This is a genomic window from Micromonospora acroterricola (assembly GCF_003172955.1).
Taxonomy (GTDB): Bacteria; Actinomycetota; Actinomycetes; order Mycobacteriales; family Micromonosporaceae; genus Micromonospora; species Micromonospora acroterricola.
In genome coordinates this window covers 1-22,570 of sequence record NZ_QGKR01000229.1, presented here as the reverse complement: position 1 = coordinate 22,570, position 22,570 = coordinate 1, and the positions used below count along the sequence as shown (strand labels likewise).

Genomic DNA, 22,570 nt, shown 5'->3' with positions numbered 1-22,570 from the left:
TCGGCTGGCGGCACCTGGTCGCCGTGCTCGCCGTGCTGTTCAGCCTCTTCCCGATCGTGTTCGTGCTCTCCGCCGCGCTCAACCCGCTCGGCACGCTCTCCACCACCGAGCTGGTGCCGACCGGCGGGGTGTCGCTCGGCAACTTCGGCGGGCTGTTCGAGCGGACCGCCTTCGAGCGGTGGTTCCTCAACTCGCTGCTGATCGCCGGGGTGGCCTCGTTCGCGTCGGTGTTCCTCTCCGCGCTGGCCGCGTACGCCTTCTCCCGGATGCGGTTCCGCGGCCGCCGGGTGGGGCTGCTCTCGCTGCTGTTGATCCAGATGTTTCCGCAGTTCCTGGCGATCGTGGCGATCTACCTGATCTTCGGCACGATCACCGACCTGTGGCCGTCGATCGGCTTCAACACCCCCTGGGGGCTGCTGCTGCTCTACATGGGTGGCGCGCTCGGCGTGAACACCTGGCTGATGAAGGGCTTCTTCGACACCCTGCCCCGGGAGCTGGACGAGTCGGCGACGATGGACGGGGCCTCGCACGCCCAGGTCTTCTTCCGCATCATGCTGCCGCTGGTGGCGCCGATCCTGGCGGTGACCGGGCTGCTGGCGTTCATCGGCACCATCAACGAGTTCCTGATGGCCAACGTGTTCCTCACCAGCAGCGACTCGAAGACCCTCGCGGTCGGCATGTACGGCCTGTTGCAGGGCAACGAGCGCAACAACAACTTCGGCATCTTCGCCGCCGGCACCCTGCTCACCGCGATCCCCACCGTGCTGGTGTTCCAACTCCTCCAGCGCTACATCGTCTCCGGGCTGACCGCCGGCGCGGTCAAGGGATGAGCACGGCGCAGCCGCACCACGACGGATCCGCCACCTACGTCCCGCAGCAGGAGCCGACGCTGGGGGAGAAGGTCGACGTCTTCGTCCGGACGCCGGTCGGAGCTGACGTCGACCAGGTCCACGTACGCACCACCGGCGACGGTGAGCCCCGTTTCCGGGAGGCCACCGTGGACCGGGTCGAGGGCGGGGACGTCTGGTGGCGGGCCGAGGTGCCGGCCCGTAACCCGGTGAGCAACTACCGGTTCCTGCTCTCCGGGCGGCGCAGTCCTCGATGGCTGACCGCCGCCGGGCTGGTCGACCACGACGTGCCCGACCACGGGGACTTCAAGCTGGTCACCCACGCACCGCCACCGGCCTGGGCGCGGGACGCGGTGATCTACCAGATCTTCCCGGACCGGTTCGCCCGCTCGGCCGGCGCGGGCAGCCGACCGCTGCCGAACTGGGCGATCCCGTGCGACTGGGACACCCCGGTGATCGGGCGTGGCCCGGAGACGCCGTACCAGCTCTACGGCGGCGACCTGGACGGCATCGTCGAACGGCTGGACCACCTGGACCGGCTCGGGGTGAACACCGTCTACCTGACACCGATCTTCCCGGCTCGCTCCAACCACCGCTACGACGCGGCCAGCTTCGACCGGGTCGATCCGCTGCTCGGCGGGGACGCCGCGCTGGCACGGCTCGCCGACGCGGTACGGGCCCGCGGCTGGCGGCTGCTCGGCGACATCACCAGCAACCACACCGGCGACGCGCACGACTGGTTCACCGCCGCCTCGTCCGACGTGCGGGCCCCCGAGCGGGAGATGTACTACTTCGACGAGATCACCGGGGACTACGAGTCCTGGAACGGGGTGAAGTCGCTGCCGAAGCTCAACTGGGGGAGCGCCGAGCTGCGCCGCCGTTTCGCCACTGCGGACGACGCGGTGCTGCGCCGCTGGCTTCGCCCGCCGTACCGGCTGGACGGGTGGCGGGTGGACGTGGCGAACATGACCGGCCGGCGGGGCGCCGACGCGTACACCCACGAGGTGGCGGCGCTGCTGCGTGCGGTGGTCGCCCAGGACCGGCCGGACGGCCTGCTGATGGCCGAGCACGGGCACGACCACACCGGCGACCTGGACCGCGACGGCTGGCACGGCACCATGAACTACGTCGGCTTCACCGACCCGGTCTGGTCCTGGCTGCGGCACGGCGACCAACCGGCGCCGAACTTCCTCGGCACCCCCGGCGGGGTGCCACGGCGGGACGCCGACGCGGTGCTCGCGACCATGGACGCCTACCGGTCGCTGGTCTCCTGGCGCGCGTACACGCACTCCTGGCAACTGCTCGGCTCGCACGACTCGGCCCGGGTCCGGACGGTGGTCGGCGACGCCGCCCGGCAGGAGGTCGCCGCCGGCCTGCTCGCCACCATGCCGGGCATCCCGATGATCTTCGCCGGGGACGAACTCGGCCTTACCGGCACTAACGGGGAGTCCTCGCGTACCCCGATGCCGTGGCACCGCCCGCGGAGCTGGGACGCCCGCACCCTCGCCGCGTACCGGGCGTTGATATCGCTGCGCCACGCCGAGCCGGCGCTGCGGCACGGCGGCCTGCGCCGGCTGCACCACGACCCGGACACGCTCGTCTTCCTGCGCGAGGCGCCGACCGGCACGGTGCTGGTGCTGGCCCGGCGGGCGGCCGGCGTGCCGGTGCGGCTGGCCGGCCTGCCGGCGGGGGAGAACGTGTACGGCGGCGCCCCGGCGCTGCGACCCGGCCCGGACGGCGTGCTGACCCTGCCCGGCGACGGTCCCACCTTCCAGGTCTGGCGGCTGTGGTGACCGCTGTCGCGCCGGGCATGACGCGCCGACCGCGCCACCCCCTACTACAAACTGTCGTTGATAGGGGAGGATGGGCGGCGTGGAAGCACTCCGACTGATCCTCCTCTATGTCCATCTCATCGGGTTCGCCCTGCTGCTCGGCGGCTCGATCGCCCAGTACGTCAGCGGCCGGCTGCGCATCAACCCCGCGATGCTGTGGGGCTCGGTGATCGGTCTGCTGACCGGGCTGGGCCTCGCCGCGCCGCTGCGCGACGGCGACGAGCCGGCGCCGGCGAAACTTGTGACGAAGCTGGTGCTCGCGCTGCTGATCTTCGTCATGGTCTTCTTCTCCCGGAAGCGGGACGTGGTCAACCGCGGCCACTTCCTCGCGATCGTCGGCCTGACCCTGGTCAACGCGGCGGTCGCGGTCTTTTGGCGGTAACGTCCGAGGAGGGGCCCGCCCCGGAAAAACGGACGTTCACGACGCCTCGGGTCGTCGGTTACCAGCACGAAGAGTGAGTTGCCCCACGCAAGGGTTACACGCGGGTAACAGGCGCTCAACAGTCGTGCACGATTGTCGGCCGGTGGGTGGGCGCGGGCGTACGCTCCCGTCCGTAACGTGGGACAGCCGGCGGCACACCGCAGGTCGGCTGATGGGCTGCCACCGCACTAGGCGCGGTGTGCAATGGGAAGGAGACGTCTTGCGCTCGGTGCGTGGGATGCGGATCGCCTCGATCTTCGCGGTGGGTGGGCTCGTGCTCAGCGCCGCCGCGTGTGGCGAGGCCCCCGAGGATGACAACAACGCCGGCAGTGGCGCCAAGAAGTTCAGCGCCTGCATGGTTACCGACGTCGGCGGCATCGACGACAAGTCGTTCAACACCTCCGCCTGGAAGGGCCTGCAGGAGGCCAAGGCCGCCAACGACAACATCGACATCAAGTACGTCGCGTCGAAGGCCGAGGCCGACTACGAGCCGAACCTGACGCAGTACGTCAACCAGAAGTGCAACTTCATTCTGGCGGTCGGTGGTCTGATGCAGAACGCCACCTCGAAGATCGCCAAGGCGAACCCGAACCAGGTGTTCGGCATCGTCGACGCCAACCCGGGTGACGCCAACGTCTACCCGATGCAGTTCGACACCGCCCAGGCCGCCTTCCAGGCCGGTTACCTGGCCGCCGGGCTCTCCAAGAGCGGCAAGGTGGGCACCTACGGTGGCCTGCCGATCCCGCCGGTGACCATCTTCATGGACGGCTTCGTCGACGGCGTGGCGTACTACAACACCACCAAGAAGAAGAACGTCCAGGCGCTGGGCTGGAACAAGGAGACCCAGAAGGGCTCCTTCACCAATGACTTCGCCAAGCAGGACGAGGGCAAGAAGGTCTCCGACGCGCTGGTCGCCCAGGGCGCGGACATCATCATGCCGGTCGCCGGCGGCTCCGGCCTCGGCACCACGTCGGCGGCGAAGGCCTCGGGCGGCAAGTACAACACCATCTGGGTGGACGTGGACGGCTGCGAGAGCACCCCGGACTGCTCGGCGATCGTGACCACCGTGGTCAAGAACATCCCCGAGGCCGTCAAGGAGGCCGTGCTCAAGGCCGCCGGTGGCGAGAAGCTGCAGGCCAACCCGGGCTTCGTCGGCACGCTGGCCAACAACGGCGTCTCGATCGCCCCGTACCACGACTTCGAGAGCAAGGTTCCGGCCGAGCTCAAGGCCGAGGTCGACAAGATCAAGGCGGACATCTCCGCTGGCACCATCACCGTCACCTCGAAGGCCCAGCCGACCAAGTGACGCCCGGCCGAACCCTCCGGTGAGATCATCGGGGGGCCGGCGGGAGACAGGTACGACCGATCCGGCCGCTCCGGCGCCGCGGGTGACCATCCGTGGAGCCGGGGCGGCCGATCGCGCGCCTCGGTGACCGGGCCGGTCCGGCCGGGTCACCAGCAGCTACGCTGCACCATCGCTCGCACTCCAGGAGGTTGCGCTGAGACTCGAACTGCGCGGCATCACCAAGCGATTCGGTGATCTGGTCGCCAACGACCACATCGATCTGACGGTGGAGCCTGGAGAGATCCACGCCCTGCTCGGCGAGAACGGCGCGGGCAAGTCGACCCTGATGAACGTGCTCTACGGGCTCTACCAGCCCGACGAGGGCGAGATCCTGGTCGACGGCAAGCCGCTGAAGCTGAGGGGCCCCTCCGACGCGATCGCGGCCGGGATCGGCATGGTGCACCAGCACTTCATGCTGGTGCCCGTCTTCACCGTGGCCGAGAACATCATGCTCGGCGCCGAGCAGGTCCGGGGCGGCATCGCCGGTTTCCTGGACCGGCGGCGGGCCCGGCGCGAGGTCGCCGAGGTGTCCGAGCGGTACAACCTGCGGGTCGACCCGGACGCCGTGATCGAGGACCTGCCGGTCGGCATCCAGCAGCGGGTCGAGATCGTCAAGGCGCTCACCCGCGACGTCGACCTGCTCATCCTGGACGAGCCGACCGCGGTGCTCACCCCGCAGGAGACCGAGGAACTGCTGACGGTCATGCGGTCGCTGAAGGCCGCCGGCAAGTCGATCGTCTTCATCACCCACAAGCTCGGCGAGGTCAAGGCGATCGCCGACCGGATCACCGTGATCCGGCGCGGAAAGACCGTCGGCACCGCCTCCCCGGAGGCCAGCCGGGACGAGCTGGCCGCGCTAATGGTCGGGCGGAGCGTCCGGCTCACCGTGGAGAAGTCCCCGGCCACGCCGCGCGAGCCGATGCTGGAGGTGGCCGGGCTGGTCGTCGACGACGACCGGCAGGTCCGGGCGGTCGACGGCGTGGACCTGACCGTGCGCGCGGGCGAGGTGCTCGGCGTGGCGGGCGTGCAGGGCAACGGCCAGACCGAGCTGATTGAGGCGATCATGGGCCTGCGCCCGGTGCTCGCCGGCACGGTCAGCCTGGCCGGCGACCGCATCGACGGCTGGACCACCAAGAAGGTGCTCCGCGCCGGTGTCGGCTACGTGCCCGAGGACCGCAGCGTGGACGGCCTGGTCAAGGAGTTCAGCGTCGCGGAGAACCTCGTGCTGGACATCTACGACCGGCCGCCGTTCGGCGCTGGGCTCGCGATCAAGCCGGACGCGATCGCGGCGTCCGCGAAGGAGCGGATCGAGCAGTTCGACGTCCGCACCTCGTCGGCCGACGCGCCGGTGGGCACCCTCTCCGGCGGCAACCAGCAGAAGGTGATCGTGGCCCGGGAGCTGTCCCGGCCGCTCAAGCTCTTCATCGCCGCCCAGCCGACCCGCGGCGTCGACGTCGGGTCGATCGAGTTCATCCACAGCCGGATCATCCGTGAGCGGGACATCGGCACCGCCGTCATGGTGGTCTCCAGCGAGCTCGACGAGGTGATCGGGCTGGCCGACCGGATCGCGGTGATGTACCGGGGTCGGATCATCGGCATCGTCGGCCCGGACACCCCCCGCGAGGAGATCGGCCTGCTGATGGCGGGCATCAGCCCGGACGCGGCTCCCGAGCGTGGTGCGGTTGCCGCGCCGACCGACGGCACGGCCACCGACGGGGGCCCGGCGAGCGACGCACGCCCCGCCAGCGAGGACGAGGCATGAGCGAGCGTCGGCGAGCGAATCATCGTTACAGGGCGTTGGTGCCTCATGGCGTCACGCAGCGAAGCGGAGTGACGGCATGAGTGACCCCAACGCGCAGTCCGGCTCGCCGGACAAGGAACCGGCGAGCGAGGCGCAGGCCGCGCAGACCGCTCTCGGCAACACCGAACAGGCCGAGCCGACGACCGGGCCGGGCCGGTCGGCCCCGGAGTCGAAGCCGACGCCGACCCTCGGCCGGCTGTTCCTGGACAACCTCTGGGCGGCCAACACCTTCACGGTGACCCTGCTGTCGCTGGTGCTCGCGATCGTGGTCGGCGCGGTGCTGATGATCATTTCTGATCCGGAGGTGCTCTCCACCTTCTCGTACATCACCGCCCGTCCGTCGGACGCGTTCAGCGCCAGCTGGACGCTGGTGAGCGAGGCGTACGCGAACCTGTTCAAGGGCTCGATCTTCGACCCGGAGGCGTTCTCCGGCTGGGTGAACGGCGACAACGGCTGGCAGGCGGTGCTCGCGCCGATCTCCGAGACGCTCACCTACACGGCGCCGCTGGTCTTCACCGGCCTGGCGGTGGCGCTGGCCTTCCGCGGCGGCCTGTTCAACATCGGCGCGCAGGGCCAGGCCACCATCGGCGTGATCCTGGCCGCGCTGGCCGGCTTCCTGCTGCCGCTGCCGCCCGGCCTGCACCTGCTGGTGGCGGTGCTGGCCGGCGCCCTGGGCGGGGCGGTCTGGGGCTTCATCCCCGGCATCCTCAAGGCCCGCACCGGCGCGCACGAGGTGATCAACACGATCATGCTCAACTACATCGCCACGTACTTCCTGACCTGGCTCATCGTGCAGAACGGGGTGCAGGACCCGACCCGTACCGACGCGATCAGCAAGGCCGTGGACACCTCCGCCCAGCTGCCCCGACTCCTCGGCGACAACCTGCGGGTGCACGCCGGCATCCTGCTCGCCGTGCTGGCCACCTGGGCGGTCGCCTGGCTGCTCAACCGCTCCACGCTCGGCTTCGAGCTGCGCGCCGTCGGCGCCAACCCGGACGCCGCCCGCACCGCCGGCATCAGCGTCACCCGGACGTACACCCTGATCATGGTCTTCTCCGGGATCCTGGCCGGCCTCGGCGGCTCGAACATGGTCCTCGGCTCCACCGCCAGCGCGTTGACCCCGCTGGTGGTCGCGCAGATCGGCTTCGACGGCATCCTCGTGGCGCTGCTCGGCCGGGTGAAGCCCTGGGGGGTGCTGCTGGCGGCGCTGCTGTTCGGGGCGCTTCAGGCCGGCGGCAACCGGATGCAGTCGTACTCGGGGATCTCCCTGGAGCTGGTGACCGTGCTCCAGGCGCTGATCGTCATCTTCATCGCCGCACCCGCCCTGGTGAAAGCGATCTTCCAGCTCCGGGCCGCACGGGCCGCCCGGTTGCAGACGAGCCTGGCGAAGGGCTGGTAACTGATGTCCACCATGGCTGTCCCCGACGTCGCGGTCGCTGCGGTCGACGAGGGCTTCTGGACCCGGAACCGCAAGGTCGGCCTCGTGCTGCTGGCGCTCGGCCTGCTCTCGGCCGTGCTCTTCGGCGCGCTCGCCACCGACCAGCAGGCCCGGTTCACGCTCAGCGACGACGCGGCCGGCGCCGCGTTGGAGATCAACGGCACGATCGGCGCGATCCTGTTCGGGATCATCACGATCGCCGCCGGCGCGGCCCTGCTCGCCGGGGTGCCGAAGCGGTGGTTCCTTCCCGTGCTCGGCGTCGGGCTGGTCGCCTTCGTGCTCTCCTTCCTCTGCTGGCAGGTCTCCGCCGCGCCGACCGGGCAGAACTTCATGCCGCTGGTCAACATCATCCGCGGCACCTTCATCCTGGCCCTGCCACTGATCTTCGGCGCGCTCGCCGGGGTGCTGTGCGAGCGGTCCGGCGTGGTCAACGTGGCCATCGAGGGGCAGTTGCTGATGGGCGCGTTCAGCGGCGCCCTGTTCGGCAGCCTCTCCGGCAACGTCTGGGTGGGCCTGGTCGCCGCAGCCATCGGCGGCGCGTTCATCTCGCTGCTGCTGGCCGTCTTCGCCATCCGCTACCTGGTCGACCAGGTGGTCATCGGCATCGTGCTGAACCTGCTGGCGGTCGGCGTCACCGGCTTCCTCTACGAGCGGTTGATGCAGACCGACGCGACGAAGTACAACAGCTCGCCCCGCTTCGGCAACTGGAACATCCCGCTGCTCGAGGACATCCCGGTGCTCGGGCCGGCGCTGTTCCGCGGCAACATCTTCCTCTACCTCGGCCTGCTCCTGGTGCTGGTGATCCACATCGGGCTGTTCCGTACCCGGTGGGGGCTGCGGACCCGCTCGGTCGGTGAGCACCCGACCGCCGCCGACACGCTCGGCGTCAAGGTGCTGCGGGTGCGGTACCGCAACGTGCTGCTCGCCGGCGTGGTCGCCGGCATCGGTGGCGCGTCCTACACGCTGGCGCTCTACTCGTTCACCAAGAACATGATCGGCGGCAAGGGCTTCATCGCGCTGGCCGCGCTGATCTTCGGCCGGTGGAACCCCACCGGAGCGCTGCTCGCGGCGCTCTTCTTCGGTTTCGCCGACCAGCTCGCCACCTACCTGGGCGCGATCAACAGCGCGATCCCCAGCCAGTTCCTGGCCATGCTGCCCTACCTGGCGACGATCCTGGCGGTGGCCGGTCTGGTCGGCCGGGTCCGGGCGCCGGCCGCCGACGGCAAGCCGTACGTCAAGGGCTGACGCCCGCACGTGGACGCGGCGGGGCCGAGGTGGTCCCGCCGCAGGCCACGATGGCGGTGCGGCAGAATGATGGGATGACTGAGATCGACTGGGCGCGGTTGCGCGCCGCCGCGACGGACGCGATGCGGCACGCGTACGCGCCGTACTCGACGTTCCCGGTCGGCGCGGCCGCCCTGGTCGACGACGGCCGGGTCGTGGTCGGCTGCAACGTGGAGAACGCCGCGTACGGGGTGACGCTCTGCGCCGAGTGCGGGGTGGTGTCCAGCCTGCACGCCACCGGCGGCGGTCGACTCGTCGCGCTCTCCTGCGTCGACGCCACCGGTGAGCCGCTGATGCCGTGCGGCCGGTGCCGTCAGCTGCTCTGGGAGCACGGCGGGCCGGACTGCCTCGTCGAGGCCAAGGGCCGCCCGCTGCGGATGGCCGAGCTGCTGCCGCACGCCTTCGGCGTGGAGGACCTGGAGGCGGTGACCGGCGAGACGCCGGTGCCGGTGGTCCCGGAGCGGCTGGCGGCCTGGCGCGGGCGTGGCACGGTCTTCGTGCACCCGGACATGTCCGCCGGGCAGCAGGTCTGGACGGCGTACTGGGAGCGGTCCGCCGGGGACGACGCGGGCGCCGAGACCGGCGTGCTGGAGGAGGCGCCGAGCTGGGACGACCCGGCGGAGGCGATCACGTGGGGCTTGGCCCGATCGCCCCGGGTGGTGGTGGTCGACGCGACCGGCACCATCTTCTGGGCTGGTGAGGGTGAGCCGCCTCTGGAGATCCCGGTTCGCTGGTCTTGATCTTTGTTATTGGTTGCGCTTGGGGCCGTGGCCGACCGTGCCCGGCTCCGGGCGGTCAGGCTTGATCCCTCCGCCGGGCACGGTCGGCCCCGGCCCGTCGTGGTCAGGATCCGCGGGTCGGTCACGGTCGGTGGAGGCCGTGGTGGTCTACGCCCGTCGGTCGGTTGGTGCCTTACGACTAGGAAGAACTTCTGATGAGTGGTGCTTTTGCTGCCGTTGACGTCATTCGCGTGAAGCGGGACGGGGGTGTGCTGTCGGACGCGCAGATCGACTGGGTGGTGGACGCGTACACCCGGGGGGTGGTCGCCGACGAGCAGATGTCGGCGCTGGCCATGGCGATCCTGCTCAACGGCATGACCGGGCCGGAGATCGCCCGCTGGACCGCCGCGATGATCGCCAGCGGGGAGCGGCTGGACCTGTCGGCGGTGCGGCGGCCGACGGTCGACAAACACTCCACCGGCGGCGTCGGCGACAAGATCACTCTTCCGCTCACCCCGCTGGTGGCGGCGTGCGGCGCGGCCGTGCCGCAGTTGAGCGGGCGCGGCCTCGGGCACACCGGCGGCACGCTGGACAAGTTGGAGTCGATCCCGGGCTGGCGGGCGGCGCTGAGCAACGACGAGTTCATCAGCCAGCTCGGTGAGGTCGGCGCGGTGATCTGCGCGGCCGGCGCCGGGCTCGCCCCCGCCGACCGCAAGCTGTACGCGCTGCGCGACGTGACCGGCACCGTGGAGGCGATCCCCCTGATCGCCAGCTCGATCATGAGCAAGAAGATCGCCGAGGGCACCGGTGCGCTGGTCCTCGACGTCAAGGTCGGCTCGGGCGCCTTCATGAAGTCCGTCGACCAGGCCCGTGAGCTGGCCCGCACCATGGTCGAGCTGGGCGGTGCGCACGGCGTGCGGACGGTGGCCCTGCTCACCGACATGTCCACGCCGCTCGGCCTGGCGATCGGCAACGCCGTCGAGGTGACCGAGTCGGTCGAGGTGCTGGCCGGTGGGGGGCCGGCCGACGTGGTCGAGCTGACGCTCGCCCTGGCGCGGGAGATGCTCGACGCCGCCGGCCTGCCGGACGCCGATCCGGCGGCGGCGCTGCGCGACGGCCGGGCGATGGACTCCTGGCGGGCGATGATCCGGGCGCAGGGCGGCGACCCGGACGCGCCGATGCCGGTCGCCCCGGAGGTCGAGGTGGTCCGCGCCGGGCAGGACGGGTACGTCGAGGCCGTCGACGCGTACGCCATGGGGGTGGCGGCCTGGCGGCTCGGCGCGGGCCGGGCCCGCAAGGAGGACCCGGTCAGCGTGCCGGCCGGGGTGGTGCTGCACAAGCGGCCCGGCGATGCGGTGCGGGCCGGCGAGGCCCTGTACGAGCTGCGCGCCGAGGACCCGGCGCGGATCCCGGCGGCCCTAGCGGAGGCCGCCCGCGCGGTGCGGATCGCGCCGACCGCGCCGGCGCCGGCGCCGCTGGTCATCGAGCGGATCAGCTGACGTGGCGGGTGGTCGGGGCGGCGTGGTGCCGGTCACCAGAGAGCGCTATTCTCGCAGGCCAAGGGGGGACAGCCGGCCTTGAGCCGTCGCGAGCAGACAGGAAGTTCCGCCGTGACCGTCGTACCTGCCCCCAACCCACGTGAGGTGCGCGAGGCGAGCCTGGACGAGCTGTCCCGGCTGAATCTGCCGTTGCCCCCGGCCCAGTTCCCGCTGGTCTGGGAGCCGGGTGACGAGATCGAGTTGCGCCCCACGGCGGAGATCGAGGCCCGCATCGCCGTGCTGCACCTGATCCTGGCCCGCTGCTTCGGGATGCCCCCGCAGGCGGCGATGAGCTGGCTGCTCGGCTCGCACCTGGTCGAGATGGTGACCCCGCCGGAGTGGCAGTTCGTGATCGGCGGCAAGGGCGACCACCGCTCCTTCGTGCTGCACCACGACGCGCTCTACGCCCTGGCCTGGGTGCTCGGGCTGAGCAAGCAGCTCGACCCGACCCTGGCCGTGGACGAGCGGTTGGTGGAGCGGCTGCCGCACATCGCCGAGGGGGAGACCTTTCCGCGCTGGCGGTCGAGGATCCTGACCGCGCCGCAGCACCCCGCCGACGCGGCAGCCCTGCTCGATCTGCACTACTGCCTGGACTGGGCGTACCTGGAGACCGAGCGGAGCGGGCGGTCGCTGCCCGGGCTGGTCGACGCGAACGCCATCGGGCAGCGGCGCTGGGCGCTGGAGTGGGCGGTGATCCTGCGCGGGCCGTACCACGACGAGCCGCCCGGTTGGGAAGAGGTCGACCTCTCCACCTGACTCAGCGGGGTCGCGAGACGTCGAGCCGGATGGCCACGGTCACCCGGACCGGCTCGGGTAGCGCGGCCAGCCGGGCGGCGAGGGCGGCCGGGTCGGTGTGCCAGGCGCTGGGGCCCATCCCGACCAGGGTGGCCACCTCCGGCCGGGTCAGCGTCAGCTCCGCCCGGTGCAGCGCCGAGCCGACCGGGGTGAAGTGCCCACCGAGACTGCCGGCCACCCGGTCGGCCTTGTCCGGGTCCACCCGCAGCAGGTCGAGGGCGTCCACCAGTTCGGTGAGGTGGTCGGCTGCGGGGGTGACCACCAGCAGCGCGCCGGCCGGGTCGAGCACCCGGTGGAACTCCGGGCCGTTGCGCGGGGCGAAGACGTTCAGCAGCACGGCGGTCGAGGCGTCGGCGAGCGGCAGGCGCTGCCAGGTGTCGGCGAGGGCCGCGGCCGCCCGGGGATGCGCGCGGGCCGCGCGGCGCAGCGCCGGCTTGGAGACGTCCAGGGCCAGGCCCACCGCGTCCGGCAGCGCCGCCAGCACCGCGCCGAGGTACCGGCCCGTGCCGGCGCCGGCATCCACCACCAGGGGGTACGCGTCGAGCACCGCCGCCTCGGGCCGGGTCTCCCGGAGGTGCCGCACGGCCTGGCTCGCGGCGTCGGCGAGCGCGGCCGGGATCAGGTCGTAGTGCCCGGCGGCGAGGAAGTCGGCGCGGGCGGCCATCATCTCCGCGCTGTCCCCGGCGTGCGGGGCGCGACCGGCGAGGAGGTTCACGTACCCCTGTCGGGCGATGTCGAAGCTGTGCCGGCGCGGGCAGCGCAGCGCCGCCGTGGTGCCGGTGGTCACCTCGGCCAGCGGTTCGCCGCAGACCGGGCAGCGCAGCCGGTCGAGGACGCGCGGGTCCACGTCAGGCCTCCGGCTGTGGGCGGGTGGCCCGCAGATCGGGGTCGGCGAGGTGGTCGACCACCCGGTGGCTGAGCGCGCCGAGCGCGTCGACCTCCGCCGGGGTGAGCAGATCGATGAGGTGGCGGCGGACGGCGGCCACGTGACCGGGGGCGGCGGACTCGATGGCCTGCCGCCCGGCCGTGGTCAGGACGACGACCGAGCCCCGGGCGTCGTCGGCGCACTCCTCGCGGGTCACCAGACCGCGCTGCTGCATCCGGGTCAGGTGGTGGGAGAGCCGGCTGCGTGACCACAGCATCCGGTCGGCCAGTTCGCTGAGGCGCAGCCGCCCCCGCGGCGTCTCGGAGAGGTCGGAGAGCACGTCGTAGTCGGGCTCGGAGAGGCCGGCGTCCTGGGTCAGCTGCCGGGCCAGCTCCAGGTCGAGCAGCCGGCGCATCCGGCGGTAGCCGCGCCAGGCGCGGTCCTCGCGCTCGTCCAGCCACCGGGTGCCCACGCGTCGAGTCTAGCCGTTTGGTTGACATGTCATCTATCCGGTCCCTAGATTGGATGACATGTCAACCAATTCGCTGTGGGAACTGTTCGGCACGCGGGGGCGTGGGGTGCTGGTCACGCTGCGCCGGGACGGTCGTCCCCAGCTGTCCAACCTCGACTACCTGGCCGAGCCGGGGCTGATCCGCTGCTCCACCACCGGCGACCGCGCGAAGGTGCGCAACCTGCGTCGCGACACCCGAGCCAGCTTCCACGTGACCACGCCGGACGGTGGCGCGTACGCGGTCGCCGAGGGGACGGCGACCCTCACCGAGCCGGCCACCGCCACCGCCGACGCGACGGTCGACGAACTGGTCGAGGTCTACCGGCGGATTCGCGGCGAACACCCGGACTGGGCGGACTACCGGGCCGCCATGGTCGCCGACGGGCGGCTCGTGATCCGGCTCGACGTGCACCGGGTGTACGGCTGGCGGCCGTGACACCGGCCGGTCCCGTCCCGGTGCGCCGGGGCCGCTGACTAGGGTCTGAGCATGGTCGCAACTATCCGGTACGAGGACATCGTCAAGGTCCCGAAGGCGCTGCTGCACGACCATCTCGACGGCGGTCTGCGGCCGGCGACGATCGTCGAGCTGGCCGCGGAGGTCGGCCACGAGCTGCCCACCACCGACCCGGTGGCGCTCGGGCGCTGGTTCGTCGACGCTGCCGACTCCGGCTCGCTGGAGCGCTACCTGGAGACGTTCGCGCACACCGTGGCGGTCATGCAGACCGCGCCGGCGCTGCGCCGGGTGGCCCGCGAGTGCGCGCTGGACCTGGCCGCCGACGGTGTGGTCTACGCCGAGGTGCGCTTCGCCCCGGAGCAGCACCTGGAGCAGGACCTCAGCCTGGACGAGGTGGTCGAGGCGGTGCTGGCCGGTTTCGCCGAGGGCACCGCCCAGGCGGTCGAGGCGGGCCTGAGCATCCGGGTCGGCACCCTGCTCACCGCGATGCGGCACGCGGCCCGTTCACAGGAGATCGCCGAGCTGGCCGTACGGCACCGGGACGCCGGGGTGGTCGGCTTCGACATCGCCGGCGCCGAGGCGGGTTTCCCGCCCACCCGGCACCTGGACGCGTTCGAGTACCTCCAGCGGGAGAACTTCCACTTCACCATCCACGCCGGTGAGGCGTTCGGCCTGCCGTCGATCTGGCAGGCGATCCAGTGGTGCGGCGCGGACCGGCTCGGTCACGGCGTACGCATCGTGGACGACATCACCCCCGGCGAGGTGCCGGTGCTCGGCCGCCTGGCCGCGTACGTCCGGGACAAGCGGATCCCGCTGGAGCTGTGCCCGTCGTCGAACGTGCAGACCGGAGCGGTGGACTCGATCGCCGACCACCCGATCGGCCTGCTGCGGGACCTGCGGTTCCGCGCCACCGTCAACACCGACAACCGGCTGATGAGCGGCACCTCCATGTCCCGGGAGATGGCGCTGCTGGTGGAGACGTTCGGCTACGGCTGGCGGGAGTTGCAGTGGTTCACCATCAACGCGATGAAGAGCGCCTTCATCCCGTTCGACGAGCGGCTGCGGATCATCGATGAGGTGATCAAGCCCGCGTACGCCAAGCTGCTGGCCTGACGGGTCAGCCGTGCGGGTGGCCGGCGAGCAGGCCGGCCACGCGGCGCAGCACCTCCCGGGCCCGGGCCGCCTCCGCGCCCAGCCCGGTCTGCCGACGCAGCACCGCGGGCTCGGCGCGCAGCAGCGCCACCCCGCGGCGGACCAGCACCCGGGGCGCCTTGCGCTGCTCGGACAGGTCGCGGGCCAGCCGGCGCACGAAGGTCGCCCCACGCGGTCGGCGCAGCGCGTACGCGCCAGCGAGCAGCCCGCGGCGACGGCATTCCTCGACGATCTCGGCGGCGAAGATCCCTTCGGCCACGAAAAGTGGCGATCCGTCGACATCAAATGGCCGGGTGGCCACCCTTCGATCCGCGCCGATCGCATAAACCGGCACATCGGCGCGACCCTCGCGGGCCAGTCGAGCAATCGTTTCCACTGCGGTCAGGGCGTCCCACGACTCGGGTGATTCCCAATCCACCTGGCCGTTTCGTCGTGGCAACGTAGGGTCATCGCCGTCTTTGTAGAAGTCGTCCAGGCAGAGCACCGGCAACCCGGTTTGCTGCGCTATGTACGACTTTCCGGAGCCAGAAGGGCCGGCGAGCAGGACAACGCGGTGCGGATGTTTCATTACCTTCAGTTACTCCGGCCAGACGGACTGCTATCAAATCGCATCAACATCTCATCACACCTTCGGCGGGTGACAACCTGGGCTTTCTTCTTGCCGAGCGGCGTGATGGAATCTCGGGGGTCCGACCCGCCGGGTCGGACGCTGGGCGTTGCCCGGGGGCAACGCGTTCAAGCTGTAATCGCGAGGGCGGTGACGTGAGCAAACGGCCAAAGACGGCGGGCTCCTTCCTGTCGCGGCTGCGCCGGCCGGCCAGCCGGCTCCGGGACATGCCGATCTGGTCCAAGCTCGGTCTCATCATGATCGTGCCGACCATCGCCACGGTCGTGGTGGGCACCAGTGGTCTGGTCGACCACCTGCAGACGCTCAACAATGCCAACCGTGCCGGCGACCTGGCCAATCTGTCGAGCTACTCCGGTGACCTGGTCGACACGCTGCAGGATGAGCGGACCACCGCCGTGCTGCTGCTCGGGGCCAGGGGGACGCAGCCGGCTGCGCAGTACCAGGAGGCCTACAACCGGGTGAACTCCCGGGTCGACCAGGCGAAGGGCCCCTACCTGCAGCAGCGGGCCGAGATCGAGGACCTGCCGAGCAGCCTGGAAGGCCTGCTCGACGGGATCGACCAGACCCTGAAGGATCTGCCCGGTGTCCGCAGCCAGGTGTTCAACGGCAAGCTCAAGCTCACCGAGACCATCCAGGCGTACGAGGGTCTGATCAACGACCTGCTCGCCATCCGTGACTCGGCCACGCAGCTCGCCGGTGACAACGAGCTGAGCGACCGGATGCGAGCCGCCGCGGCGGTCGCCCGGGAGAAGGAGTTCCTCTCCGTACGCCGGGTCGTCGTGCACCGCGCGCTCGGCACGGAGCAGCGGCGGATGACCCCGGTGCTGCGCACCGACTACATCGCCAGCGGCACCGGCCAGCAGCAGGCGCTGCAGAGCTTCAAGGCCGTCGCCAGCCCCGACGAGGCGAAGTTCCACGACCAGACGGTCGCCGGCGGTGACCGCCGGGAGGCACAGAACTACACCGGCTGGATCGACGGCAACACCACCGGCGACATGCGCGGTGCGCCGTTCGGCCCGGACCAGTGGGACTCGGCCATGACGGCCAACGCCAAGCTGATCCGCACGGTCGAGACGAAGCTCGACGGTGACGTGGTCGCCGAGGCCGACAACCTGCGCTCGGACGTCCAGCGCCAGGTGTTCCTGGAGACCGGCCTGCTGCTCAGCATGCTGCTGCTGGCCATTCTCTTCGCCTACCTGGTCGCCCGGTCGATGGCCCGCTCGCTGCGCGACCTGCGACAGGGCGCCCTCTCCGTCGCCCAGTACGGCCTGCCCCAGGCGGTGGCCCGACTCCGCGACCCGCAGGTCGTCGGGCAGCTCTCCCCGGTGCAGCTGGCCAACCAGATCGCCGAGCCGCTGCCGGTTCGCAGCAAGGACGAGTTCGGCCAGGTGACCGAGGCGTTCAACGCCGTCCACCTGGAGGCCGTCCGCACGGCCGCCGAGCAGGCGGCGCTGCGTGCCTCCGTCGCGACCATGTTCGTCAACCTGGCCCGCCGCTCGCAGATCCTGGTCGACCGCCTCATCGGGCACCTCGACCGGCTGGAGCGCGGCGAGGAGGACCCGGACCGGCTGGCCGAGCTGTTCCAGCTCGACCACCTGGCCACCCGGATGCGCCGCAACGACGAGAACCTGCTGGTGCTCGCCGGCGCGGACTCCACCCGTGTGCAGCGGGAGCCGGCCGCGCTCATCGACGTGCTGCGCGCCGCGCAGTCCGAGGTCGAGCACTACACCCGGATCGAGTTCGGTGTCATCGACCGGGACATCGAGGTCGCCGCGCACGCGGTCAACGACCTCGTGCACCTCGTCGCCGAGCTGTTCGACAACGCCACCGCGTTCTCCCCTCCGGACTCGCAGGTGATGGTCGAGGCCCGCCGGGTCGGCGACCGAACCTCCCTGTACGTCGAGGACCGCGGCATCGGCATCAGCAACGACCAGCTGCACGAGCTGAACGAGCGCCTGGCCACGCCGCCGCAGGTGGACGTGGCCGTGTCCCGGATGATGGGTCTGGTCGTGGTCGCCCGTCTGGCGTCCCGGCACGGCGTCCGCGTTGAGCTGCGTCCCGGCGGGGACCGTGGCACGGTCGCCGACGTGACCCTGCCGACCTCGGTGCTGGTGCCCCGGGCGCTCTCCGGCCGGGTGCAGCAGCCGCCGGCGCTGCCCGCGGCCGGCGGTCCGCAGCAGGGCGGCCCGGTGCCGGCGTTCGGCGCGCTGCCCGCGCTGGGCAACATCCCCCGTCCGAGCGAGTCCGGCAACCAGGTCACCCTGGGCGGCCGCCCGTTCGACCCGGCGTCCCGCAACGGCGCCGGCACGCCCGCCAACAACGGCGGGTACCGCTCGATGCCGGCCTGGTCGGACCTGACCGGTGCGGCCGGGACGAACGGTGGCGACGGGTTCACCCCGCGGACGGCCAACGGGCAGCCGATCGACCCGCTGCCGCAGCGCCGCTCCGGCGACGACTCCCCGGCCACCGGCCAGCAGCCGGCCATCCCGCGGCAGCTGCCCAGCAGCCCGGAAACGTACCCGTACTCGGCGCCGCCGATCTCCGCGCAGCCCTACTCCGGCGCGCCGGTCTCCGCCTCGCCGGCCTCCGGCCAGCCGTACTCCGGGCAGCCCTACTCGGGCGCGCCGTACGCCGGCCCGCCGGTCTCGGCCGCTCCCGCCTCCGGTCAGCCGTACTCGGCGCCGCCCGCCGGTCAGCCGTACTCGGCGCCGCCGGCCGGTCAGCCGTACTCGGCCCCGCCGGCCGGTCAGCCGTACTCGGCCCCGCCGGCAGCGAGCCAGCCGTACTCGGCGCCGCCGGCCTCCGGCCAGTCGTTCAGCGGCTTCGCACCCCGATCCGCCCCGCCCGCGCAGACGCCCAGCGCTCCCGCGCCGCCGGCCTGGCCGCCGGTGCCGGGCGGCGACCGGGAGACGGCTACTCCGCCGGTGCCCGAGCGGCTCGCCGCCGCCCTGGACATGACGACGGAGCTGCCCCGGGTGCAGCGACCGGCCGACCAGCCGGCCGCCGCGGCCCAGCCTCCGGCGCCGACCACCCCGGCCCCGGTGTCAGCGGCACCGGCGCAGGGCCGGCCGGCACCTCAGCAGCCGCAGGCCCAGAACCGTCAGCGGTACGCGGACGAGACCATGGAACTGCCGATCTTCCGGGAGCTCGAGTCGGCGTGGTTCCGTACCCGTCGGCCGGGTCCGGAGGAAGCTGCGGCGGCTGCCAAGGCGGCGCCCGCAGCCCAGCAGGCGGCGAGTGGCGGCACCGCGACCCAGCAGTTCGCGACGGTCGACGCCAGCGGTCGGGCGGTCCACAAGACATCACCCGGGACGACAGGTAACACGCCGATGGCAGACACTCCGACGGCCGGAGGAGCGCCGCGGGACAACGGGTCGACAGCGAGCGGGGGCGCTCGCCCCAGCCTCGCCGAGAGCCTGCCGACCCGCCAGCCCCAATCGCAGACCAACGGCTGGCAGACCGCCGCCGACGACGGCTGGCGTGCCGCATCGGCAGCGGCCAGCGCGACGCCGGTGAGCGAGACCACCACCACCGGTCTGCCGAAGCGCAAGCCGATGGCGCAGCTGGTGCCGGGCGCGGTGGAGAAGCCGACCACCTCGGTCCAGCGGCGTTCCCCGGAGGCGGTCCGTGGCCTGCTCTCCGCCTACCACCGGGGCGTGCAGCGAGGGCGTAGCACCTCGGACAACCCGACCAGCCCGGAGGCGACTCCGGGAGGGCAGCAATCCTCGCAGTCTGGCTCAGGCCCAGCGGCCGGGAGCGGGCAGAAGGAGCAAGAAGGATGACAACTACGCAGGATCTTGGTTGGCTGCTGGCCAACTTCGCCGACCGGGTGCCCGGTGTCGCGCATGCGGTCGCCGTCTCGGCGGACGGCCTGCTCCTCGCGTCGTCACGGGATCTGCCGCGGGACCGGGCCGACCAGCTCGCCGCGATCGCGTCCGGCCTGGTCAGCCTCACGCAGGGAGCGGCTCGCTGCTTCGAGGGAGGCGCGGTGCTGCAGACCGTCGTGGAGATGGACAATGGCTTCCTGTTCCTGATGTCCATCTCGGACGGCTCGTCCTTCGCCGTGTTGGCCGCCCGCAGCTCGGACGTGGGGCAGGTCGGCTACGAGATGGCGTTGCTGGTCGACCGGGTGGGCGACGCGCTGACCCCGCAGCCGCGTGCGGCCGCGGGCATGCTGGGCTGACGCCCGCCGACCACGGTCGGCGTAACTGAAAAGACGACAACGACGGGATTCACCGGTGGGAGCCGGTGCCGGGTACGAAGGAGGTGAGCGGCGACATGGCCGATCGTGACGAACCGACCGGAGCGTTGGTCCGTCCATACGCCGTGACCCGCGGTCGTACCCGTCCCCGGCTCGACATCGCGCTGGAGGCGCTCGTCGAGACGACGGTGCGCGGTCGGGCCGCTGCCAATGGCAACGGCGGCCGCGAACACCAGTACATCGCCGCGCTGTGTGACGGACGCGTCCAATCGCTCGCCGAGATCGCGGCGCGGATGCAGCTCCCGCTCGGTGTGGCCCGGGTGCTCATCGCCGACATGGCGACGGACGGCCTGGTCGCAGTCCACGAGCCGACCATCCTGGACGACTCCGACGACGCGGTGGGCACTGAACTGCTGGAGAGGGTGCTGAGTGGACTTCGCAGGCTCTGACATGTCGCACCGCCCGCCGAACCCGAGTGGGCGCGTGACGTCGGCGAAGATCGTTATCGCCGGTGGATTCGGCGTCGGTAAGACGACGCTGGTCGGCTCGGTCTCGGAGATCACGCCGCTGACCACCGAGGCCATCATGACCTCGGCCGGCGTGGGCGTCGACGACACCCGGCAGGTGCCGGGCAAGACGACGACCACGGTGGCCATGGACTTCGGCCGGATCTCGATCGACCGCGACCTGATCCTGTACCTGTTCGGTACGCCGGGTCAGACCCGATTCTGGTTCATGTGGGACGAACTGGTTCGGGGCGCGATCGGCGCGGTCGTGCTGGTGGACACTCGCCGGCTGGCCGACTGCTTCGCGGCGATCGACTTCTTCGAGCACCGGCGGCTGCCGTACCTGGTGGCCATCAACTGCTTCGACGGTATGCAGTACCACGACCCGCAGGACGTTCGGGACGCGCTGGCGATCTCGAGCGACGTGCCGGTGGTGGCCTGCGACGCCCGTAACCGGGAGTCGACGAAGCACGTGCTGATCTCGCTGGTCGAGTACGTGCTCACCATGCGCCGTACGCGCGCCGTCGCCCCGGCCTGACCGGGACGATCGTCGCCCGGTGGTGGCTCCGGCCGCCACCGGGCGCTGGGTGCTGTCCGGCGGCGTTCACGTGTGCCCCGCGTCCTGGTCCGACAACGCGGCCGTTGCGTGCGCTTGAGAGATCCTGAAAGGATCCGGCCCCTCCGGGGGCGGTGGTCCTTTCAGGATCTTCTGCGTTCTCCGGAGTGGGGGCGTGCGGCGGCGTCGCTTCCGGGCGGCGTCCGGCTCCTGTGGACGCCTGTGCGTGTCTCAGGGCAACCGGGGCGGGAACTCCCGGCAGCACCATCCGACGTGGCCGCTGGGAGGCTCTCAGGCGGCCTGCCGACGGGTCACGCGGGACGACTTGCCGCCGCTACGCGCTTCCGCCGCCGCGCCAACAGGCTGACGGCGGCGGAAGACGCAGAACGAGAGTGGTCAGGACTGGTAGCCGGCGGAGCGGTACTCGTACTCCCGGTCGTCGTCGCGGTCCCCGTGATCACGGCTGAAGTCCCAGCCGCCGGCGGCCTCACGACCCGGCCGACCGCCCACGGCGAACCCGCCGATCTCCTGCCCGCGACGCCAGCCGCGGAAGTAGCCGGTGGTGTTCTCGGCGAGGCTCGCTGCGTCACGCACTATCCGCAGTGGACGCTCCTCGCGCAACGGCGAGCCCGGGACCAGGTTGGCCTGCGGCACCCGCTTCGGCAGCCCGGCCGTCGTCTCGGCGCCCACGGCGGGACGGGCCGCCTGCTCGGCGGCCTGCCACCCGGTGTCAGCCGTGGTCGACCAGTCCAGGTCGGACTCCTCGGGCTGCCCGACGAACCAGGCCGACTTGGCCTGCGCGAAGATCAGCAGGTCGCCGTCGCCCTCGTCCGCCACCGGCGGCGGGCGGTGCTCGACCGGGGGGGACGGCCGGTGCTCGACGGGACGCTCGGCGCGGGGCGCGGGGCGCCCGTTGCGGGCGGCCTGCTCCCGATCGACCAGCCGCAGTGGCGGCGTCTCCAGGCGCGGGTCGCTGGGCGGGTTGAGCCCCTCGCGCAGCGCCCGGTCCGCCAGCGGTGGCGGCTCCACGAGCCGCAGCATGGGCGGCTCCTGCGGCAGGTCGTCCGCCAGCCAGGGCGGGGTGACCCGGCCGTCGGCCCGGCCCGGGTCGGTCGGCGCGTCGATGCCACGGCCGCCGCCGTACGAGTAGGCGGCCGGATTGTTGGCCGAGCTGTCGGCCGGGTCCTCCGGGTTGTTGACCAGCGGCCAGTTGGCCCGGGAGCCCGGCGGCGCCGACTCCTGGCCCGGCCGGGGGGTGGGCACCGGGATGCTGAGGTCGGTGGCGCTGAAGCCGCCGGTGGGCGCCTCGTCGACCGGACGCTGAAGGTGGCTCGGCCGCGGCTCGCCGTTGGTCTTGGGGCGTGGCGGGATGACCGTCCGCTGCCGCTCGGCCCGCGCGTTGTTGATCGCGGCGGTGGTCAGCGTCGGCCGGAACGGCTCGCCCGCCTCGGCCGGCGGCACCATGCCGCGCTGCGCCGGTGCGATCGGGGTGATCCCGGGCGGCGGGGGCGGTGGCGAGGAGACCGGCCGGTTGGTGGGACCGTCGATGCGGCTCGGGAGTGGCTCGCCGCGCCCCGGCGGGGCGGAGACCGGCGGGCCGGCGACCGCTGCGGGTGCGACCGGAGCGGGCGCGACCGGAGGCGGGGTGATCGGCGCCGGGGCGACCGGCGGCGGCC

The 22,570-nt window shown here is 71.9% G+C and carries 19 protein-coding genes and 1 pseudogene; 16 read left to right on the top strand and 4 right to left on the bottom strand.

Annotated features, from left to right (window positions below):
* The first annotated feature begins 14 nt into the window (after positions 1-14).
* From DKT68_RS20140 to DKT68_RS20095, 10 genes are all read left to right on the top strand, one after another.
* Positions 15-830, top strand: coding sequence for a sugar ABC transporter permease (locus tag DKT68_RS20140; protein ID WP_236646992.1), 816 nt, complete (start codon positions 15-17; stop codon positions 828-830).
* Positions 827-2,641: a glycoside hydrolase family 13 protein gene (locus DKT68_RS20135; protein WP_109818952.1), complete on the top strand. Its 1,815-nt coding sequence runs from the start codon at positions 827-829 to the stop codon at positions 2,639-2,641. Before DKT68_RS20140 ends, DKT68_RS20135 begins: the two co-directional genes overlap by 4 nt.
* 79 nt (positions 2,642-2,720) lie before the next feature.
* Entirely contained in the window at positions 2,721-3,062 is a 342-nt protein-coding gene (locus tag DKT68_RS20130) for a hypothetical protein (protein ID WP_109818966.1), read from the top strand.
* Between the two features lie 277 nt (positions 3,063-3,339).
* The gene (locus DKT68_RS20125; RefSeq protein WP_109818951.1) at positions 3,340-4,407 is read left to right on the top strand and encodes a BMP family lipoprotein; all 1,068 of its coding nucleotides are present in this window, start codon (positions 3,340-3,342) and stop codon (positions 4,405-4,407) included.
* A gap of 193 nt (positions 4,408-4,600) precedes the next feature.
* Entirely contained in the window at positions 4,601-6,208 is a 1,608-nt protein-coding gene (locus tag DKT68_RS20120) for an ABC transporter ATP-binding protein (protein ID WP_109818950.1), read from the top strand.
* A gap of 76 nt (positions 6,209-6,284) precedes the next feature.
* The gene (locus DKT68_RS20115; protein ID WP_109818949.1) at positions 6,285-7,646 is read left to right on the top strand and encodes an ABC transporter permease; all 1,362 of its coding nucleotides are present in this window, start codon (positions 6,285-6,287) and stop codon (positions 7,644-7,646) included.
* A 3-nt stretch (positions 7,647-7,649) separates the two neighbouring features.
* Positions 7,650-8,930: an ABC transporter permease gene (locus DKT68_RS20110; RefSeq protein ID WP_109818948.1), complete on the top strand. Its 1,281-nt coding sequence runs from the start codon at positions 7,650-7,652 to the stop codon at positions 8,928-8,930.
* 50 nt (positions 8,931-8,980) lie between these two features.
* Positions 8,981-9,709, top strand: coding sequence for a cytidine deaminase (locus DKT68_RS20105; protein ID WP_161556687.1), 729 nt, complete (start codon positions 8,981-8,983; stop codon positions 9,707-9,709).
* 194 nt (positions 9,710-9,903) lie between these two features.
* Positions 9,904-11,187 carry a thymidine phosphorylase gene (locus tag DKT68_RS20100; protein ID WP_109818946.1) on the top strand — a complete coding sequence of 428 codons (1,284 nt, stop codon included), beginning with the start codon at positions 9,904-9,906 and terminating at the stop codon, positions 11,185-11,187.
* A 111-nt stretch (positions 11,188-11,298) separates the two neighbouring features.
* Complete coding sequence (locus tag DKT68_RS20095; RefSeq protein WP_109818945.1) at positions 11,299-11,982, top strand: DUF4272 domain-containing protein; 684 nt, start codon at positions 11,299-11,301, stop codon at positions 11,980-11,982.
* A gap of 1 nt (position 11,983) precedes the next feature.
* On the opposite strand, the gene DKT68_RS20090 is transcribed toward DKT68_RS20095, so the two are convergent.
* Both DKT68_RS20090 and DKT68_RS20085 read right to left on the bottom strand, forming a co-directional pair.
* Complete coding sequence (locus DKT68_RS20090) at positions 11,984-12,868, bottom strand: putative RNA methyltransferase (protein ID WP_109818944.1); 885 nt, start codon at positions 12,866-12,868, stop codon at positions 11,984-11,986.
* Between the two features lies 1 nt (position 12,869).
* The gene (locus DKT68_RS20085) at positions 12,870-13,301 is read right to left on the bottom strand and encodes a MarR family winged helix-turn-helix transcriptional regulator (RefSeq protein ID WP_109818965.1); all 432 of its coding nucleotides are present in this window, start codon (positions 13,299-13,301) and stop codon (positions 12,870-12,872) included.
* Between the two features lie 115 nt (positions 13,302-13,416).
* On the opposite strand from DKT68_RS20085, the gene DKT68_RS20080 reads away from it, so the two are divergent.
* Together DKT68_RS20080 and DKT68_RS20075 are read left to right on the top strand one after the other, a co-directional pair.
* Positions 13,417-13,833, top strand: a complete 417-nt coding sequence (locus tag DKT68_RS20080) for a PPOX class F420-dependent oxidoreductase (protein ID WP_109818943.1) — start codon at positions 13,417-13,419, stop codon at positions 13,831-13,833.
* A gap of 51 nt (positions 13,834-13,884) precedes the next feature.
* A complete protein-coding gene (locus DKT68_RS20075) occupies positions 13,885-14,964 on the top strand; it encodes an adenosine deaminase (RefSeq protein ID WP_109818942.1) in 1,080 nt (359 codons plus the stop codon).
* Between the two features lie 4 nt (positions 14,965-14,968).
* On the opposite strand, the gene DKT68_RS32110 is transcribed toward DKT68_RS20075, so the two are convergent.
* Entirely contained in the window at positions 14,969-15,262 is a 294-nt protein-coding gene (locus tag DKT68_RS32110; RefSeq protein WP_236646990.1) for a hypothetical protein, read from the bottom strand.
* A 503-nt stretch (positions 15,263-15,765) separates the two neighbouring features.
* Here DKT68_RS32110 and DKT68_RS20065 point away from each other — a divergent pair.
* The 4 genes from DKT68_RS20065 (at position 15,766) to DKT68_RS20050 (ending at position 20,876) form a co-directional block, all read left to right on the top strand.
* Positions 15,766-19,413 carry a sensor histidine kinase gene (locus tag DKT68_RS20065; protein WP_109818940.1) on the top strand — a complete coding sequence of 1,216 codons (3,648 nt, stop codon included), beginning with the start codon at positions 15,766-15,768 and terminating at the stop codon, positions 19,411-19,413.
* Entirely contained in the window at positions 19,410-19,814 is a 405-nt protein-coding gene (locus DKT68_RS20060) for a roadblock/LC7 domain-containing protein (RefSeq protein WP_007455462.1), read from the top strand. Before DKT68_RS20065 ends, DKT68_RS20060 begins: the two co-directional genes overlap by 4 nt.
* Positions 19,815-19,909: 95 nt before the next feature.
* Positions 19,910-20,281 carry a DUF742 domain-containing protein gene (locus DKT68_RS20055; protein WP_089021735.1) on the top strand — a complete coding sequence of 124 codons (372 nt, stop codon included), beginning with the start codon at positions 19,910-19,912 and terminating at the stop codon, positions 20,279-20,281.
* A gap of 1 nt (position 20,282) precedes the next feature.
* Positions 20,283-20,876 (top strand): GTP-binding protein, encoded by a 594-nt coding sequence (locus DKT68_RS20050; RefSeq protein ID WP_007455465.1) that lies wholly within the window; start codon positions 20,283-20,285, stop codon positions 20,874-20,876.
* A 414-nt stretch (positions 20,877-21,290) separates the two neighbouring features.
* Here the strand turns inward: DKT68_RS20050 and DKT68_RS20045 are convergent.
* Positions 21,291-22,570 (bottom strand): annotated as a pseudogene (locus DKT68_RS20045) (transposase); the annotation flags it as partial.